Below are 14,229 nucleotides of genomic sequence, written 5' to 3'. Positions count from 1 at the left end.
AGTAGGCAATGGCACGTTCTATTAAGAAAGGTCCGTTCTGCGACGCCCATTTGCTGAAGAAGGTTGAGGCGGCTGCAGCATCGCGTGACAAGAAACCGATCAAGACCTGGTCGCGTCGCTCGACGATCCTGCCGGACTTCATCGGCCTGACGATCGCCGTTCACAACGGCCGTCAACACGTTCCGGTGTATGTCACGGAAAACATGGTCGGCCACAAGCTTGGCGAGTTCGCACTGACCCGTACGTTCAAGGGACACGCGGCCGACAAGAAGGCCAAGAAATAAGGGGCAATCAAGATGGAAGTGAAAGCAATTCATCGCGGTGCCCGCATCTCGGCGCAGAAAACGCGCCTTGTGGCTGACCAGATCCGCGGTTTGCCGGTCGACAAGGCGCTGAACGTTCTGACGTTCTCGCCGAAGAAGGCTGCGGGGATCGTGAAAAAGGTCGTGCTGTCGGCGATCGCGAATGCGGAGCACAACGAAGGCGCCGATATCGACGAGCTGAAGATCAAGAGCATCTACGTCGACAAGGCAGCATCGCTGAAGCGTTTCACCGCGCGCGCTAAAGGCCGCGGTAACCGCATCGAGAAGCAATCCTGTCACATCACTGTGACGGTCGGGAATTAAGGGGCCATACGATGGGACAGAAAATTCATCCGACTGGCTTCCGTTTGGCCGTCAGCCGCAATTGGGCTTCGCGTTGGTACGCGAACAACAACAATTTCGCGGCGATGTTGCAGGAAGACATCGGTGTTCGGGAATACCTGAAGAAGAAGCTGAAGAACGCGTCCGTCGGCCGCGTTGTGATCGAGCGTCCTGCAAAGAACGCGCGTATCACGATTTTCAGCTCGCGTCCGGGTGTCGTGATCGGCAAGAAGGGTGAAGACATCGAACTGCTGAAGTCCGAGCTGCAAAAGCGCATGGGCGTTCCGGTTCACGTCAACATCGAAGAAATCCGCAAGCCGGAAACGGACGCGCAACTGATCGCTGATTCGATCACGCAACAACTCGAGCGCCGGATCATGTTCCGCCGCGCGATGAAGCGTGCGATGCAGAACGCAATGCGTCTGGGTGCTCAAGGCATCAAGATCATGAGCGCTGGCCGTCTGAACGGTATCGAAATCGCCCGTACGGAATGGTATCGCGAAGGTCGCGTGCCGCTTCATACGCTGCGTGCGGATATCGACTACGCAACGTCGGAAGCAAAGACGACGTACGGCATCATCGGCGTGAAGGTGTGGGTCTACAAGGGCGACACGCTCGGCCGCAACGACGCACCGGTGGTCGAAGAAGTCGCCGAAGAAAAGCGTCCGCGCCGCAACGCACGTCCGGGTGGCGATCGCCGTCCGCGTCGTGATGGTGAAGGTGGTGGCCCGGCAGGTGCACGCCGTGGCGCTCCCCGACGTGCTGGCGGTGCCGGCGGCGACGGGAAGACTGGAGAATAACGATGCTGCAACCGAAACGCAGAAAGTATCGCAAAGAGCAGAAAGGTCGTAACACCGGCGTTGCTACCCGCGGCAACGCGGTGTCGTTCGGTGAGTTCGGCCTGAAGGCTGTCGGTCGTGGCCGTCTGACCGCGCGCCAGATTGAAGCGGCGCGTCGTGCAATGACGCGTCACATCAAGCGCGGTGGCCGCATCTGGATCCGGATCTTCCCGGACAAGCCGATCTCGACCAAGCCGGCGGAAGTGCGTATGGGTAACGGTAAGGGTAACCCGGAGTACTACGTCGCTGAGATTCAACCGGGCAAGATGCTGTACGAAATGGACGGCGTAACCGAAGAACTGGCGCGCGAAGCGTTCCGTCTGGCTGCAGCGAAGCTGCCGCTGAAGACGACGTTTATCGTGCGTCAGCTCGGCGCCTAAGGAGCAAATCATGAAGGCTTCCGAACTTCACCAGAAAGATCAGGCCGCGCTCAACAAGGAGCTGTCGGACCTGTTGAAGGCGCAATTCGGCCTGCGCATGCAACTCGCGACTCAGCAGCTCACGAACACGAGCCAGTTGAAGAAGGTCCGTCGCGACATCGCGCGTGTGCGGACCGTCCTGACTGAGAAGGCGAACCAGAAATGAACGATAGCGTAAAAACCTCGCTCAAGCGGACGCTGGTCGGCAAGGTCGTCAGCAACAAGATGGACAAGACGGTTACCGTGCTGGTCGAGCACCGCGTGAAGCACCCGATCTACGGCAAGTACGTCGTGCGGTCGAAGAAGTACCACGCGCATGACGACGCGAACACGTACAACGAGGGCGACCTCGTTGAAATCCAGGAAACTCGTCCGATTTCGAAGACGAAGGCTTGGGTTGTGGCTCGCCTGGTCGAGGCTGCTCGCGTCATCTAATGTCGCAAAGCTGTAGAAGTAGTTGAAATCGCAGTAAGTTTCGCTTGCAAGACCGAGATTATTTGATATAATCTCGGTCTTCCCTCTTTGTGGGAGCCCCGTCGCGGGCGAAGTTGGTGGGGGAAGCGGTTCGGGCGCCAGCCTAGACCGAAGGATTCACCGGATTGCGATGGCGGGTTTCGTTTGCCGTCGCTGCTGTTCTAACCCAAGCAGCCGATCGGCTGACGGGACCAAGACTGACCGGGAAGCGCCATGGTGGTGTGACCGGATTAAGTTGGGAAAGATAAACCATGATCCAGACCGAAACTCGGCTTGAAGTGGCCGACAACACGGGTGCACGTGAAGTCATGTGCATCAAGGTGCTCGGCGGCTCGAAGCGTCGTTATGCCAGCATTGGCGACATCATCAAGGTGACTGTCAAAGAGGCAACGCCGCGCGGGCGCGTGAAGAAAGGCGAAATCTACAACGCCGTGGTGGTTCGCACCGCCAAGGGCGTGCGTCGTCAGGACGGCTCGCTGATCAAGTTCGACGGCAACGCGGCTGTGTTGCTCAACACCAAGCTCGAACCGATCGGTACCCGTATTTTTGGGCCTGTCACGCGCGAGTTGCGTAGCGAACGATTCATGAAGATCGTTTCGCTGGCGCCTGAAGTGCTGTAAGGAGTCGCGATGAACAAGATTCGCAAGAGTGACGAAGTTATCGTCATCACCGGCAAAGATAAGGGCAAGCGTGGCGTGGTGCTGGCCGTTCACGGCGAGACCGTGACTGTCGAGGGCATCAACCTCGTCAAGAAGCACGTCAAGCCGAACCCGATGAAGGGTACGACGGGCGGCGTGGAAGCCAAGACGATGCCGTTGCAAATTTCGAACGTCGCATTGGTGGACGCGAATGGCAAGCCATCGCGTGTAGGCATCAAGGTCGAAGGGGGCAAGAAGGTCCGTTTCCTGAAGACGACCGGTGCCGTACTGAGCGCCTGACGCTGCGGAGTAAAAAATGGCTCGTTTGCAAGAGTTTTACAAAGAGAAGGTTGTACCCGGCCTCATCGAGAAGTTCGGTTACAAGTCCGTGATGGAAGTGCCGCGCATCACCAAGATCACCCTGAACATGGGCCTTGGCGAAGCGATCGCTGACAAGAAGATCATCGAAAACGCCGTTGGCGATCTGACGAAGATCGCGGGCCAGAAGCCGGTGATCACGAAGGCACGCAAGGCAATCGCTGGCTTCAAGATCCGTCAGGGCTATCCGATCGGTGCAATGGTCACGCTGCGTGGCCAGGCAATGTACGAATTCCTGGACCGTTTCGTGACGGTTGCGCTCCCCCGTGTGCGCGACTTCCGTGGCGTGTCGGGCAAGGCGTTCGATGGTCGCGGCAACTACAACGTCGGTGTGAAAGAGCAGATCATTTTCCCCGAAATCGACTACGACAAGATCGACGCACTGCGTGGGCTGAACATCAGCATCACGACGACTGCGAAGACTGACGACGAAGCAAAGGCTCTGCTCGCCAGCTTCAAGTTCCCGTTCAGAAACTGAGGTTACCGTGGCTAAACTGGCACTGATCGAACGTGAAAAGAAGCGTGCTCGCCTCGCCGCCAAGTACGCTCCCAAGCGTGCAGCATTGAAGGCAATCATTGGCGATACGAGCAAGTCGGAAGAAGAGCATTACGCAGCACGCCTGGAACTGCAGCAACTGCCGCGAAACTCTAACCCGACCCGTAAGCGCAACCGTTGCGCAATTACCGGTCGTCCGCGTGGCACGTTCCGTAAATTCGGGCTGGCGCGTAACAAGATTCGCGAAATCGCGTTCCGCGGCGAGATCCCTGGCCTGACCAAGGCGAGCTGGTAATAGGAGAAACATAAATGAGCATGAGTGATCCTATCGCCGATATGCTGACTCGCATCCGCAATGCGCAGATGGTCGAGAAGGTTTCGGTGACTATGCCCTCGTCGAAAGTCAAGGTTGCGATTGCGCAGGTCCTGAAGGACGAGGGTTATATCGACGATTTCGCAGTGAAGTCCGAAGGTGCGAAGTCGGAATTGAACATCGTGTTGAAGTATTACGCTGGCCGTCCGGTCATCGAGCGCATTGAACGCGTCTCGAAGCCTGGTCTGCGTGTGTACCGCGGCCGTAACGACATCCCCGTGGTCATGAATGGCCTGGGCGTGGCAATCGTGTCGACGCCGAAGGGCGTGATGACGGACCGCAAGGCACGTGCAACGGGCGTTGGCGGCGAAGTCATCTGCTATGTCGCTTAAGGCCGAAAGGAGAGAAACATGTCTCGAGTAGGTAAGAGCCCAATCGCGCTGCAAGGCGCGGAAGTGGCCCTGAGCGCCGACAGCATTACTGTCAAGGGTCCGCTGGGTACGATTTCGCAGGCTGCCAACAGCCTCGTGAAGGTAGTGAACGACAGCGGCACGCTGAAGTTCGAGCCGGTCGATGAAAGCCGCGAGGCGAATGCGATGTCGGGCACGATGCGCGCGCTGGTTGCGAACATGGTGCACGGCGTGACGAAGGGTTTCGAGCGCAAGCTGACGCTGGTTGGCGTCGGTTACCGCGCACAAGCGCAAGGCGACAAGCTGAACCTGTCGCTGGGTTTCTCGCACCCGGTGGTGCACCAGATGCCGGCTGGCGTCAAGGCAGAAACCCCGTCGCAAACCGAAATCGTGATCAAGGGGATCAACAAGCAACAAGTCGGTCAAGTCGCTGCAGAAGTGCGCGGCTACCGTCCGCCGGAGCCCTACAAGGGCAAGGGCGTGCGTTACGCCGATGAGGTTGTGATCCTCAAAGAAACGAAGAAGAAGTAAGGGTGCGCAATCATGGATAAGACTCAATCTCGCCTGCGCCGCGCTCGTCAGACGCGTATCAAGATCGCTGAGCTGCAGGTCGCGCGTCTCGCCGTGCATCGCACGAACACGCACATCTATGCGCAAGTGTTCTCGCCGTGCGGCACCAAGGTGCTCGCTAGCGCGTCGACGCTCGAAGCCGAAGTGCGTGCGCAACTGGCCGATCAATCGGGAAAGGGCGGCAACGTTGCTGCTGCCACCCTGATCGGCAAGCGCATTGCAGAAAAGGCTAAGGCTGCCGGCATCGAATCCGTCGCCTTCGACCGTTCGGGTTTCCGTTACCACGGCCGCGTGAAAGCGCTGGCTGACGCGGCGCGCGAAGCCGGACTCAAGTTCTAAGGGAAGAATTCGTCATGGCAAAGATGCAAGCTAAAGTTCAGGCTGACGAACGCGACGACGGCCTTCGTGAAAAAATGATCGCGGTTAACCGCGTGACCAAGGTCGTGAAGGGTGGCCGTATTCTCGGCTTCGCTGCACTGACCGTGGTTGGCGACGGTGATGGCCGCGTCGGTATGGGCAAGGGCAAGGCGAAGGAAGTGCCGGTCGCTGTCCAGAAGGCGATGGAACAGGCTCGCCGCAACATGTTCAAGGTGCCGTTGAAGAACGGTACCTTGCAACACGAAGTGCACGGTAAGCACGGCGCATCGACGGTCCTCCTCGCTCCGGCGAAGGACGGTACCGGCGTGATCGCGGGCGGCCCGATGCGCGCCGTGTTCGACGTGATGGGCGTGCAGAACGTTGTGGCCAAGAGCCACGGCTCGACGAACCCGTACAACCTCGTTCGTGCGACGCTCGATGGTCTGCGCAAGCAGTCCACGCCGGCCGACATCGCTGCGAAGCGTGGCAAGTCCGTCGAAGAAATTCTGGGCTAAAGGTGGACACCATGTCTGATAAAACTGTCAAGGTCCAGCTCGTCAAGAGCCTGATCGGCACCCGTGAATCGCACCGTGCAACGGTGCGTGGCCTGGGCCTGCGCCGACTCAACTCGGTTAGCGAGTTGCAGGATACGCCGGCTGTGCGCGGCATGATCAACAAGGTTTCGTACCTCGTTAAGGTCATCAGCTAAGCGGCTGACCAGGACTCAAGGAGTTGATAATGGAATTGAATAACCTGAAGCCGGCCGAAGGCGCGAAGCACGCAAAGCGCCGCGTTGGTCGCGGCATCGGCTCCGGCCTCGGCAAGACCGCTGGCCGTGGTCACAAGGGTCAGAAGTCGCGTTCGGGCGGCTTTCACAAGGTTGGCTTTGAAGGCGGTCAAATGCCGCTGCAACGTCGCCTGCCGAAGCGTGGCTTCACCTCGCTGACGAAGGAATTCGTCGGTGAAGTACGTCTCTCGGATCTGGAGAAGCTGCCGGTCGACGAAATCGATCTGCTGGCTCTCAAGCAAGCCGGCCTCGTCGGCGAGCTGATCCGTAGCGCCAAGATCATTGCAACGGGCGAGCTCAAGCGCAAGGTCGTTGTGAAGGGTCTGGGTGCGACGAAGAGCGCACGTGCTGCTATCGAGGCAGCCGGTGGCTCTTTTGCCGAGTAACGCGCAAGTTAATTGCCGTCACTAGCACTTGCATCGGAGAAGGTACTTGGCTAACAGCCCGAGTCTCGCAAAACCCGGTCGCAGCGCGGCGAAGTTTGGCGATCTGCGCCGGCGAGCAGTGTTCCTGCTGCTGGCGCTAGTCGTCTACCGTATCGGCGCGCATATTCCGGTGCCGGGTATCGACCCGGACCAACTGGCGAAACTGTTCCAAAGCCAGTCGGGCGGCATCCTTGGCATGTTTAACATGTTCTCGGGTGGCGCACTTTCGCGGTTCACGATTTTCGCGCTGGGGATCATGCCGTACATTTCGGCGTCGATCATCATGCAGTTGCTGGCGATTGTTTCGCCGCAGCTCGAAGCGCTGAAAAAGGAAGGGCAGGCAGGTCAGCGAAAGATTACGCAGTACACGCGGATCTTCACGGTTGTGCTGGCGACGTTCCAGGCGTTCGGTATTGCCGTCGCTCTGGAAAATCAGCCGGGCCTCGTGATCGATCCGGGGATGGTTTTCCGCTTGACGACGGTCGTGACGCTGGTGACCGGCACGATGTTCCTGATGTGGCTGGGTGAGCAGATCACGGAGCGCGGGCTTGGCAACGGTATCTCGATCATCATATTCGGCGGTATTGCGGCGGGTTTCCCGAACGCAATCGGTGGTCTCTTTGAACTGGTGCGAACCGGCTCGATGAGCATCATCTCGGCGATTATCGTCGTCGCGCTGATCGCTGCTGTGACCTATCTGGTGGTGTTCATCGAACGCGGCCAGCGCAAGATACTTGTGAATTATGCGAAGCGGCAGGTGGGCAACAAGATTTACGGCGGCCAGTCTTCGCATTTGCCGCTGAAGCTGAATATGTCGGGCGTGATTCCGCCGATCTTCGCATCGTCGATCATTCTCTTTCCGGCAACTATCCTGAACTGGTTCAGTTCGGGTTCGCGTACCAGCTGGTTCGCAGACACGTTGCACAACGTTGCCGAAGCCCTGAAGCCCGGTCAACCGGTGTACGTGTTGCTGTACGCGTTGGCGATCGTCTTCTTCTGCTTCTTCTACACTGCACTGGTGTTTAACAGCAGGGAAACGGCCGACAACCTGAAAAAGAGCGGCGCTTTCGTCCCAGGTATCCGCCCGGGCGATCAGACGGCGCGATATATCGACCGCATCCTCACGCGTTTGACGCTTGCCGGTGCGATCTACATCGTGTTCGTTTGCCTGCTGCCTGAATTTCTGGTGCTGCGCTGGAACGTGCCGTTTTATTTTGGTGGAACGTCGCTGCTGATCATTGTCGTCGTCACAATGGATTTCATGGCGCAGGTGCAGTCGTACGTTATGTCGCAACAGTATGAATCGCTGCTGAAGAAAGCTAATTTCAAAGGCGGCGGCGTCCCGATGCGTTGAAAGGACTTATGGCCAAAGACGATGTTATCCAGATGCAGGGCGAAGTAATCGAAAACCTGCCTAACGCTACCTTCAGGGTGAAGCTGGAAAACGGCCATGTCGTGTTGGGACACATATCCGGCAAAATGCGGATGCACTACATCCGGATCTTGCCGGGCGACAAGGTGACGGTTGAATTGACGCCTTACGATCTGTCGCGTGCGCGGATCGTGTTCCGGGCGAAGTGATTTGAAAAAAGGGTAATATCATGAAAGTGATGGCATCGGTTAAGCGCATTTGCCGCAATTGCAAGATCATCAAGCGCAAAGGCGTTGTGCGCGTGATTTGCAGTTCTGATCCGCGCCACAAACAGCGTCAAGGCTGAACGCCGCGCTTTTGCTTGCGCTTTTTGTTTGAGGAAAAACAATGGCTCGTATCGCAGGGGTTAACATCCCGAATCACCAGCATACTGAAATCGGCCTGACGGCTATTTACGGTATCGGTCGCACGCGCTCGCGCGACATTTGCGTCGCTGCTGGTGTGGCATTTTCGAAGAAGGTCAAAGACCTGACTGACGCAGACCTCGAAAAGCTGCGTGAAGAAGTCGGCAAGTTCATCGTTGAAGGCGATCTGCGCCGTGAAACGACGATGAACATCAAGCGCCTGATGGATCTCGGCTGCTATCGTGGCGTGCGGCATCGTAAGGGTCTGCCCCTGCGCGGCCAGCGTACGCGTACGAATGCCCGTACGCGCAAGGGTCCGCGTCGTGCAGCGCAATCGCTGAAGAAGTAAGCGGAACTGACAGTTACAGGAAAACGTAATGGCTAAGGCTTCGAACAACTCCGCGGCGCAACGCGTTCGCAAGAAGGTCAAGAAGAACGTCGCCGAGGGCGTGGTTCACGTTCACGCGTCGTTCAACAACACCATCATCACGATCACCGACCGTCAAGGCAACGCGCTTGCCTGGGCAACGTCGGGCGGTCAGGGCTTCAAGGGTTCGCGTAAGTCGACTCCGTTTGCAGCTCAGGTCGCAGCTGAGTCAGCTGGCCGCGTGGCGATGGAATACGGCGTGAAGAACCTCGAAGTGCGGATCAAGGGCCCCGGTCCTGGCCGGGAATCGGCGGTGCGCGCGCTGCATGGTCTTGGCATCAAGATCACCGCGATCTCCGACGTGACGCCGGTCCCGCACAACGGCTGCCGTCCGCCGAAGCGTCGTCGTATCTAAGACGCTGGTTTTTCGAGCGCCTGTTGCCGCCTTGCGCGGTGGCGGGCTGCGCGCGTTATTGAATTGACTAAGCCCACCGTTCGACTCAAAGGGTTCGGACTAGCGCGAGTGGAAGCATTCGCGTGATAAATCACAGAAGGAATCAACGTGGCACGTTATATCGGCCCCAAGGCCAAGCTGTCCCGCCGTGAAGGCACTGACCTCTTCCTGAAGAGCGCGCGCCGTTCGCTCGCTGACAAGTGCAAGCTTGACAGCAAGCCTGGCCAGCACGGCCGTACCTCGGGCGCACGTACGTCCGACTATGGCACTCAGCTGCGCGAGAAGCAAAAAGTAAAGCGTATCTACGGTGTCCTCGAGCGCCAGTTCCGTCGCTACTTCGCTGAAGCAGACCGCCTGAAGGGCAACACGGGTGAGAACCTGCTGCAACTGCTCGAATCGCGTCTGGACAACGTCGTGTATCGCATGGGCTTTGGCTCGACGCGCGCTGAAGCACGTCAGCTCGTTGGCCACAAGGCAATCGCGGTGAACGGCGTCGTGACGAACATCCCGTCGATGCAAGTGAAGGCTGGGGACGTCGTCGCCGTGCGCGAACAGAAGCGCAAGCAGGCTCGCATCATTGAGGCGCTGTCGCTCGCTGAGCAAGGCGGCATGCCGAGCTGGGTCGCGGTCGACGCGAAGAAGTTCGAAGGTACCTTCAAGCAGAAGCCGGAACGCAGCGACATCGCTGGCGACATCAACGAAAGCCTGATCGTCGAATTGTATTCGCGGTAATCGGATTGACGGCCGGGGCGCCCTGATTGCGTTGCGCAAGGGGGCGTCTCGGCTGTTTATTTTCAGGTTGTTACCGGTCAGCCTTATCGGTGTAACGAGCCGAGGGTATTGAAAAGGAAAACCTATGCAAACCAGTTTGTTGAAGCCCAAGATTATTGCAGTTGAATCGCTTGGCGAAAGCCACGCGAAAGTGGTCATGGAGCCGTTTGAGCGCGGTTATGGCCACACCTTGGGTAACGCGCTTCGGCGCGTGCTGTTGTCGTCGATGGTGGGCTATGCCCCGACCGAGGTGACGATTGCAGGCGTCGTGCACGAGTATTCGACGCTCGACGGTGTGCAAGAGGATGTGGTCAACCTGTTGTTGAACCTGAAGGGCGTCGTCTTCAAACTGCATAATCGTGACGAAGTGACGGTTACGCTGCGGAAGGAAGGCGAAGGCGTGGTCACGGCCGGCGATATCGAACTCGCACACGATTGCGAAGTCATCAATCCCGATCACGTGATTGCGCATCTGTCGAAGGGCGGCAAGCTCGACGTGCAGATCAAGGTCGAAAAGGGCCGCGGCTATGTGCCGGGCAATGTGCGTCGTTACGGTGAAGAGTCGGCCAAGATCATCGGCCGGATCGTGCTGGACGCCTCGTTTTCGCCGGTTCGTCGCGTGAGCTACGCGGTCGAAAGCGCTCGCGTCGAGCAGCGCACCGACCTCGACAAGCTCGTGATGAACATCGAGACCAACGGTGTGATTTCGCCGGAAGAAGCGATCCGACAATCGGCGCGCATTCTGGTCGATCAGTTGTCGGTGTTCGCGGCGCTGGAAGGTACCGAAGCAGCGGCGGAAGCGCCGTCGCGCGCACCGCAGATCGATCCGATCCTGCTGCGTCCGGTCGACGATCTCGAATTGACGGTTCGTTCCGCGAACTGCCTGAAGGCCGAGAACATCTACTACATCGGCGACCTGATCCAGCGTACCGAGAACGAACTGCTCAAGACTCCGAATCTGGGTCGCAAGTCGCTGAACGAGATCAAGGAAGTTCTGGCATCGCGTGGGCTGACGCTCGGCATGAAGCTCGAAAACTGGCCGCCGGCTGGTCTCGACAAGTAAGCGGACAACTCGGTCGGGTGTGACCCGCGAATTGCACCGCTGTACTGTACTGGCAAAGGCGCGGATTTTCCTTTAAAATCCGCGTCTTGTCTTTAGTCACTACCGGCCCGTGCGCTCACTGTTTGTAGTCGATGCTGCAGAACGAGTGCGATAGAAGAGCTGGACCAAAACTTTGAACTGAAGGAATTAACATGCGTCACCGTCATGGTCTGCGGAAACTGAACCGCACGAGCAGCCACCGTTTGGCAATGCTCCGTAACATGTCCAACTCGCTGATCGAGCACGAAGTCATCAAGACCACGCTGCCGAAGGCCAAGGAACTTCGTAAAGTCGTCGAGCCGCTGATCACGCTCGGCAAGAAGCCGTCGCTCGCAAACCGTCGTCTGGCGTTCAACCGCCTGCGCGATCGTGACTCGGTCACGAAGCTGTTCGACGTGCTCGGCCCGCGCTACGCAAACCGTCCGGGCGGCTACCTGCGCGTGCTGAAGTTCGGCTTCCGCATTGGTGACAATGCGCCGATGGCACTGGTCGAACTGCTCGACCGTCCGGAAGTTGAAGAAACGGAAGTGCAAGAAGCTGAGTAAGCTTTCTGCTTCGACAAAAAGCCAGGCGCATCGCCTGGCTTTTTTGTTTTCTGCGGCGGATTTTTCATTGATAGCGAAAGCTGCTTCGCAGTGACCAAATGTCGCGGCCGCACCGCGTGGCGCCCTGCAGGGCGACAGGGCCAGGTGATACGATATAGGGATCGAAATCCTGCGCCGCCGGAGCTTGGTGTGAGTGTGAATGTGACCTTGGTGCTGACAACGGTGCCGGATGCGGCCGGCGCTCAAAAGCTCGCAGCCGACGCGCTCGCCGCTCGCCTTTGCGCGTGCGTCACCCAGCTAGGCAGCGTGCAGTCGAGCTATCACTGGCAGGGCGCGATCGAAACCGCGCAGGAAATCCAGCTGCTGTTCAAGACCAGCGCCGCTCGCGCGCTCGAACTGGAGCAATACATTCAGGCTCACCATCCCTACGGCACGCCGGAAATCCTCTCATGGCAAGCGACGGCCTCCGCCGCCTACGGCCAGTGGATCACTGCTGAAACCCAACGCCCTGTTCATGTTTAACGGTCTCGACCGGCGCGCGCGCGCTGCGCTGCGCACCGCATTCTTTCTGCTCGGCTGCATGTTCCTCGCGCAAGTCGCCACGCTCGCGCGCGCCGCGGACGACTTCCTCGACCCGTCCGTCGCGTTCCGGTTCAGCGCGACCGAGGCCCCCGGCCAAGTCGTCGTCACCTACAAGATTGCGGACGGCTACTACATGTACCGCGAGCGCTTCGCGTTCGCGACACGCAACGGCACGGCGACGCTTGGCGACCCTGAACTGCCAGGCGGTCATGTGAAGTTCGATCAGACATTCAACAAGAATGTCGAGACGTATCGCAACGAGCTGACGATTCGTATTCCGGTCAAGCAGGCTGCCGGACCGTTCGATCTTGCGGTGACGTCGCAGGGCTGTGCCGACGCGGGCATCTGCTACCCCCCGATGGAGCGCGTGTACCACGTGAGCAGCGAGGCGCTGCAGCTGGCTGGCAGCGGGGCGGCGACCCCAACCGAGCAACAATCCGCCGCCACTGACGACGAACCTTGGTACGAACGCGCCACCAGCGCCGATTACGCGCAGTCGCTGCTGCAGCGTGGCGGTTTTTTTGCGATCGTCGGGCTTTATTTCGTTGCCGGCGCCATTCTGAGCTTGCTGCCGTGCTCGTATCCGATGATTCCGATTCTGTCGGCAATCATCATCGGTGAGGGAGCGCGCGTCACGCGCAGGCGTGGCTTCGCGCTGTCGTTCGCGTATGTAGTCGGGATGGCGCTCGTGTACACGGTGCTGGGTGTCGTGGCGGCACTCGTCGGGCAGAGTCTCGGCGCATGGCTGCAGAACCCGTGGGTGCTCGGCGCGTTCGGCGGGCTTCTGACGATTTTCGCGCTGCTGCTGATCGCCGGTGTGGATCTCGAACTGCCGCCGCGCTGGCGCGATCGCATGTCGAGCGCGTCAGCGGGACGCTCGGGTGGCAAATTTACCGCGGTCGCCGTGATGGGCGCGCTGTCGGCGCTGGTGGTCGGCGCCTGCATGACCGCGCCGCTTTTTGCGGTGCTCGCGTTCATCGCGCATACCGGCAACGCCGTGCTCGGTGGCGCGGCACTGTTCTCGATGGGCATCGGGCTCGGGCTGCCGCTGCTGATCATTGGCCTCGGCGCGGGTACACTGCTGCCGCGCGCGGGCAAGTGGATGGACAGCGTAAAAGTGTTCTTTGGCGTCGTTCTGCTGGCCGCGGCGCTGTGGATCGTTTGGCCGGTGCTCGGCGGGGCGGCGTCGATGCTGTTGAGCGCCCTCTGGCTGCTGATCGCCGCGGTTGCGCTCGGCCTGTTTTCCAAGTCGGTTGCAGGCGCCTCGATATGGCACCGGCTTGGGCGGGCGGTCGGCGTCGTGATGGCGGTTTGGGCAGCCGCGCTTCTAGTTGGCCTCGCGGCGGGATCGTTGGATCCGCTGCGACCGCTGGCGGTGCTCGCGGCTCGCGTCGGCAATCAGGCGAGCATCGCGAAGGATGGCTCCAGCGCGGCCGCGCCGGCGCCGCAAAGCGAATTGACGTTCGCGCCGGTACGTTCATCGGATCAGCTCGACCAGGCCGTCAAAACGGCGGCGCAGCCAGCCTTGCTCGATTTTTACGCGGACTGGTGTGTGAGCTGCAAGGAGATGGAGAAATTCACCTTCAGAGACCCGCGCGTTCAGGCGAAGCTGAAGCAGATGAATCTGCTGCGCGCCGACGTCACTGCGAACAATACCGACGACCAGGCGCTGCTCAAGCGCTTCAATCTGTTCGGGCCGCCGGGGATTATTTTTTTCGATCAGGGTGGCAAGGAAGTGTTGCGGGTGGTCGGCTACGAATCGGCGGATAAATTCCTGCGCACACTGGATCGGGCGAGTGCATCGGGGGTGTAATCGAAGGCCGCGGGGCGTTGCAAGACCGCCGCTTCGCAAACGGCCGCACAAAAAACGGAGGCGAAACCC

26 protein-coding genes are annotated in these 14,229 nt (G+C 59.3%); all 26 read left to right on the top strand.

The features are described from left to right. Nucleotides 1–8: 8 nt before the first annotated feature. On the top strand, nt 9–284 hold the full coding sequence (gene rpsS, locus OKW29_RS34110; protein ID WP_006998484.1) for a 30S ribosomal protein S19: 276 nt from the start codon (nt 9–11) through the stop codon (nt 282–284). 12 nt (nt 285–296) lie between these two features. Continuing rightward, nucleotides 297–626 (top strand): 50S ribosomal protein L22, encoded by a 330-nt coding sequence (rplV, locus tag OKW29_RS34105; protein ID WP_004199272.1) that lies wholly within the window; start codon nt 297–299, stop codon nt 624–626. An 11-nt stretch (nt 627–637) separates the two neighbouring features. Then, complete coding sequence (gene rpsC / locus OKW29_RS34100; protein WP_012434570.1) at nt 638–1,444, top strand: 30S ribosomal protein S3; 807 nt, start codon at nt 638–640, stop codon at nt 1,442–1,444. Nucleotides 1,445–1,446: 2 nt separating this feature from the next. After that, nucleotides 1,447–1,863: a 50S ribosomal protein L16 gene (gene rplP / locus OKW29_RS34095; RefSeq protein WP_008923342.1), complete on the top strand. Its 417-nt coding sequence runs from the start codon at nt 1,447–1,449 to the stop codon at nt 1,861–1,863. A 10-nt stretch (nt 1,864–1,873) separates the two neighbouring features. Then, a complete protein-coding gene (gene rpmC / locus OKW29_RS34090) occupies nt 1,874–2,068 on the top strand; it encodes a 50S ribosomal protein L29 (protein ID WP_007180130.1) in 195 nt (64 codons plus the stop codon). Beyond that, nucleotides 2,065–2,337, top strand: a complete 273-nt coding sequence (rpsQ, locus tag OKW29_RS34085; RefSeq protein ID WP_007180129.1) for a 30S ribosomal protein S17 — start codon at nt 2,065–2,067, stop codon at nt 2,335–2,337. The genes rpmC and rpsQ overlap by 4 nt, the downstream gene beginning before the upstream one ends. A gap of 290 nt (nt 2,338–2,627) precedes the next feature. Beyond that, complete coding sequence (rplN, locus tag OKW29_RS34080) at nt 2,628–2,996, top strand: 50S ribosomal protein L14 (RefSeq protein ID WP_006998478.1); 369 nt, start codon at nt 2,628–2,630, stop codon at nt 2,994–2,996. Between the two features lie 9 nt (nt 2,997–3,005). Then, the gene (rplX, locus tag OKW29_RS34075) at nt 3,006–3,314 is read left to right on the top strand and encodes a 50S ribosomal protein L24 (protein ID WP_184035555.1); all 309 of its coding nucleotides are present in this window, start codon (nt 3,006–3,008) and stop codon (nt 3,312–3,314) included. 16 nt (nt 3,315–3,330) lie between these two features. Continuing rightward, on the top strand, nt 3,331–3,870 hold the full coding sequence (gene rplE / locus OKW29_RS34070; RefSeq protein WP_429294060.1) for a 50S ribosomal protein L5: 540 nt from the start codon (nt 3,331–3,333) through the stop codon (nt 3,868–3,870). Nucleotides 3,871–3,877: 7 nt separating this feature from the next. Further along, nucleotides 3,878–4,183 carry a 30S ribosomal protein S14 gene (gene rpsN / locus OKW29_RS34065; RefSeq protein ID WP_090802162.1) on the top strand — a complete coding sequence of 102 codons (306 nt, stop codon included), beginning with the start codon at nt 3,878–3,880 and terminating at the stop codon, nt 4,181–4,183. A 14-nt stretch (nt 4,184–4,197) separates the two neighbouring features. Beyond that, nucleotides 4,198–4,593, top strand: coding sequence for a 30S ribosomal protein S8 (gene rpsH / locus OKW29_RS34060; RefSeq protein WP_006052216.1), 396 nt, complete (start codon nt 4,198–4,200; stop codon nt 4,591–4,593). Nucleotides 4,594–4,611: 18 nt separating this feature from the next. Beyond that, nucleotides 4,612–5,142: a 50S ribosomal protein L6 gene (gene rplF, locus OKW29_RS34055; RefSeq protein ID WP_018420154.1), complete on the top strand. Its 531-nt coding sequence runs from the start codon at nt 4,612–4,614 to the stop codon at nt 5,140–5,142. Between the two features lie 12 nt (nt 5,143–5,154). Then, a complete protein-coding gene (gene rplR, locus OKW29_RS34050) occupies nt 5,155–5,520 on the top strand; it encodes a 50S ribosomal protein L18 (RefSeq protein ID WP_008923336.1) in 366 nt (121 codons plus the stop codon). Nucleotides 5,521–5,534: 14 nt separating this feature from the next. Further along, the gene (gene rpsE / locus OKW29_RS34045; protein ID WP_075303262.1) at nt 5,535–6,053 is read left to right on the top strand and encodes a 30S ribosomal protein S5; all 519 of its coding nucleotides are present in this window, start codon (nt 5,535–5,537) and stop codon (nt 6,051–6,053) included. 11 nt (nt 6,054–6,064) lie between these two features. Further along, nucleotides 6,065–6,247 carry a 50S ribosomal protein L30 gene (rpmD, locus tag OKW29_RS34040; RefSeq protein WP_008923335.1) on the top strand — a complete coding sequence of 61 codons (183 nt, stop codon included), beginning with the start codon at nt 6,065–6,067 and terminating at the stop codon, nt 6,245–6,247. A gap of 29 nt (nt 6,248–6,276) precedes the next feature. Next, a complete protein-coding gene (rplO, locus tag OKW29_RS34035) occupies nt 6,277–6,711 on the top strand; it encodes a 50S ribosomal protein L15 (RefSeq protein WP_018420156.1) in 435 nt (144 codons plus the stop codon). A gap of 46 nt (nt 6,712–6,757) precedes the next feature. Then, nucleotides 6,758–8,104 carry a preprotein translocase subunit SecY gene (gene secY, locus OKW29_RS34030; RefSeq protein ID WP_013090753.1) on the top strand — a complete coding sequence of 449 codons (1,347 nt, stop codon included), beginning with the start codon at nt 6,758–6,760 and terminating at the stop codon, nt 8,102–8,104. 8 nt (nt 8,105–8,112) lie between these two features. After that, entirely contained in the window at nt 8,113–8,331 is a 219-nt protein-coding gene (infA, locus tag OKW29_RS34025; RefSeq protein ID WP_004521905.1) for a translation initiation factor IF-1, read from the top strand. Between the two features lie 20 nt (nt 8,332–8,351). Continuing rightward, on the top strand, nt 8,352–8,468 hold the full coding sequence (gene rpmJ / locus OKW29_RS34020; protein ID WP_004199844.1) for a 50S ribosomal protein L36: 117 nt from the start codon (nt 8,352–8,354) through the stop codon (nt 8,466–8,468). A gap of 41 nt (nt 8,469–8,509) precedes the next feature. After that, on the top strand, nt 8,510–8,875 hold the full coding sequence (gene rpsM, locus OKW29_RS34015) for a 30S ribosomal protein S13 (RefSeq protein WP_008923332.1): 366 nt from the start codon (nt 8,510–8,512) through the stop codon (nt 8,873–8,875). Nucleotides 8,876–8,903: 28 nt separating this feature from the next. After that, a complete protein-coding gene (gene rpsK, locus OKW29_RS34010) occupies nt 8,904–9,308 on the top strand; it encodes a 30S ribosomal protein S11 (protein ID WP_006052224.1) in 405 nt (134 codons plus the stop codon). A 147-nt stretch (nt 9,309–9,455) separates the two neighbouring features. Continuing rightward, a complete protein-coding gene (gene rpsD, locus OKW29_RS34005) occupies nt 9,456–10,079 on the top strand; it encodes a 30S ribosomal protein S4 (protein ID WP_429294059.1) in 624 nt (207 codons plus the stop codon). A gap of 124 nt (nt 10,080–10,203) precedes the next feature. Next, the gene (locus tag OKW29_RS34000; RefSeq protein ID WP_007730697.1) at nt 10,204–11,181 is read left to right on the top strand and encodes a DNA-directed RNA polymerase subunit alpha; all 978 of its coding nucleotides are present in this window, start codon (nt 10,204–10,206) and stop codon (nt 11,179–11,181) included. Between the two features lie 191 nt (nt 11,182–11,372). Beyond that, nucleotides 11,373–11,765 (top strand): 50S ribosomal protein L17, encoded by a 393-nt coding sequence (gene rplQ / locus OKW29_RS33995; protein ID WP_018420158.1) that lies wholly within the window; start codon nt 11,373–11,375, stop codon nt 11,763–11,765. Nucleotides 11,766–11,954: 189 nt separating this feature from the next. Continuing rightward, nucleotides 11,955–12,287, top strand: coding sequence for a divalent-cation tolerance protein CutA (cutA, locus tag OKW29_RS33990; protein ID WP_090802155.1), 333 nt, complete (start codon nt 11,955–11,957; stop codon nt 12,285–12,287). Next, a complete protein-coding gene (dsbD, locus tag OKW29_RS33985) occupies nt 12,280–14,160 on the top strand; it encodes a protein-disulfide reductase DsbD (RefSeq protein ID WP_429294058.1) in 1,881 nt (626 codons plus the stop codon). The genes cutA and dsbD overlap by 8 nt, the downstream gene beginning before the upstream one ends. Nucleotides 14,161–14,229 lie beyond the last annotated feature (69 nt).

This window comes from Paraburkholderia sp. CI3, assembly GCF_050436505.1.
Taxonomy (GTDB): domain Bacteria; phylum Pseudomonadota; class Gammaproteobacteria; order Burkholderiales; family Burkholderiaceae; genus Paraburkholderia; species Paraburkholderia tuberum.
Note: the sequence above shows the minus strand (reverse complement) of the source record. Positions and strands in the feature narration are given on the sequence as shown.

Bases quoted from the DNA above. Each gene is read 5' to 3' on its own strand.
- rpsM (WP_008923332.1), top strand. From the start codon at position 8,510: ATGGCTCGTATCGCAGGGGTTAACATCCCGAATCACCAGCATACTGAA.
- rpmC (WP_007180130.1), top strand. From the start codon at position 1,874: ATGAAGGCTTCCGAACTTCACCAGAAAGATCAGGCCGCGCTCAACAAG.
- rpsE (WP_075303262.1), top strand. From the start codon at position 5,535: ATGGCAAAGATGCAAGCTAAAGTTCAGGCTGACGAACGCGACGACGGC.
- rpsK (WP_006052224.1), top strand. From the start codon at position 8,904: ATGGCTAAGGCTTCGAACAACTCCGCGGCGCAACGCGTTCGCAAGAAG.
- rplN (WP_006998478.1), top strand. From the start codon at position 2,628: ATGATCCAGACCGAAACTCGGCTTGAAGTGGCCGACAACACGGGTGCA.
- rpsC (WP_012434570.1), top strand. From the start codon at position 638: ATGGGACAGAAAATTCATCCGACTGGCTTCCGTTTGGCCGTCAGCCGC.
- infA (WP_004521905.1), top strand. From the start codon at position 8,113: ATGGCCAAAGACGATGTTATCCAGATGCAGGGCGAAGTAATCGAAAAC.
- rpsS (WP_006998484.1), top strand. From the start codon at position 9: ATGGCACGTTCTATTAAGAAAGGTCCGTTCTGCGACGCCCATTTGCTG.
- rplO (WP_018420156.1), top strand. From the start codon at position 6,277: ATGGAATTGAATAACCTGAAGCCGGCCGAAGGCGCGAAGCACGCAAAG.
- OKW29_RS34000 (WP_007730697.1), top strand. From the start codon at position 10,204: ATGCAAACCAGTTTGTTGAAGCCCAAGATTATTGCAGTTGAATCGCTT.
- rpmJ (WP_004199844.1), top strand. From the start codon at position 8,352: ATGAAAGTGATGGCATCGGTTAAGCGCATTTGCCGCAATTGCAAGATC.
- rpmD (WP_008923335.1), top strand. From the start codon at position 6,065: ATGTCTGATAAAACTGTCAAGGTCCAGCTCGTCAAGAGCCTGATCGGC.
- rplV (WP_004199272.1), top strand. From the start codon at position 297: ATGGAAGTGAAAGCAATTCATCGCGGTGCCCGCATCTCGGCGCAGAAA.
- rpsH (WP_006052216.1), top strand. From the start codon at position 4,198: ATGAGCATGAGTGATCCTATCGCCGATATGCTGACTCGCATCCGCAAT.
- rpsQ (WP_007180129.1), top strand. From the start codon at position 2,065: ATGAACGATAGCGTAAAAACCTCGCTCAAGCGGACGCTGGTCGGCAAG.
- rplQ (WP_018420158.1), top strand. From the start codon at position 11,373: ATGCGTCACCGTCATGGTCTGCGGAAACTGAACCGCACGAGCAGCCAC.
- rplP (WP_008923342.1), top strand. From the start codon at position 1,447: ATGCTGCAACCGAAACGCAGAAAGTATCGCAAAGAGCAGAAAGGTCGT.
- dsbD (WP_429294058.1), top strand. From the start codon at position 12,280: ATGTTTAACGGTCTCGACCGGCGCGCGCGCGCTGCGCTGCGCACCGCA.
- rplE (WP_429294060.1), top strand. From the start codon at position 3,331: ATGGCTCGTTTGCAAGAGTTTTACAAAGAGAAGGTTGTACCCGGCCTC.
- rplF (WP_018420154.1), top strand. From the start codon at position 4,612: ATGTCTCGAGTAGGTAAGAGCCCAATCGCGCTGCAAGGCGCGGAAGTG.
- rplR (WP_008923336.1), top strand. From the start codon at position 5,155: ATGGATAAGACTCAATCTCGCCTGCGCCGCGCTCGTCAGACGCGTATC.
- rplX (WP_184035555.1), top strand. From the start codon at position 3,006: ATGAACAAGATTCGCAAGAGTGACGAAGTTATCGTCATCACCGGCAAA.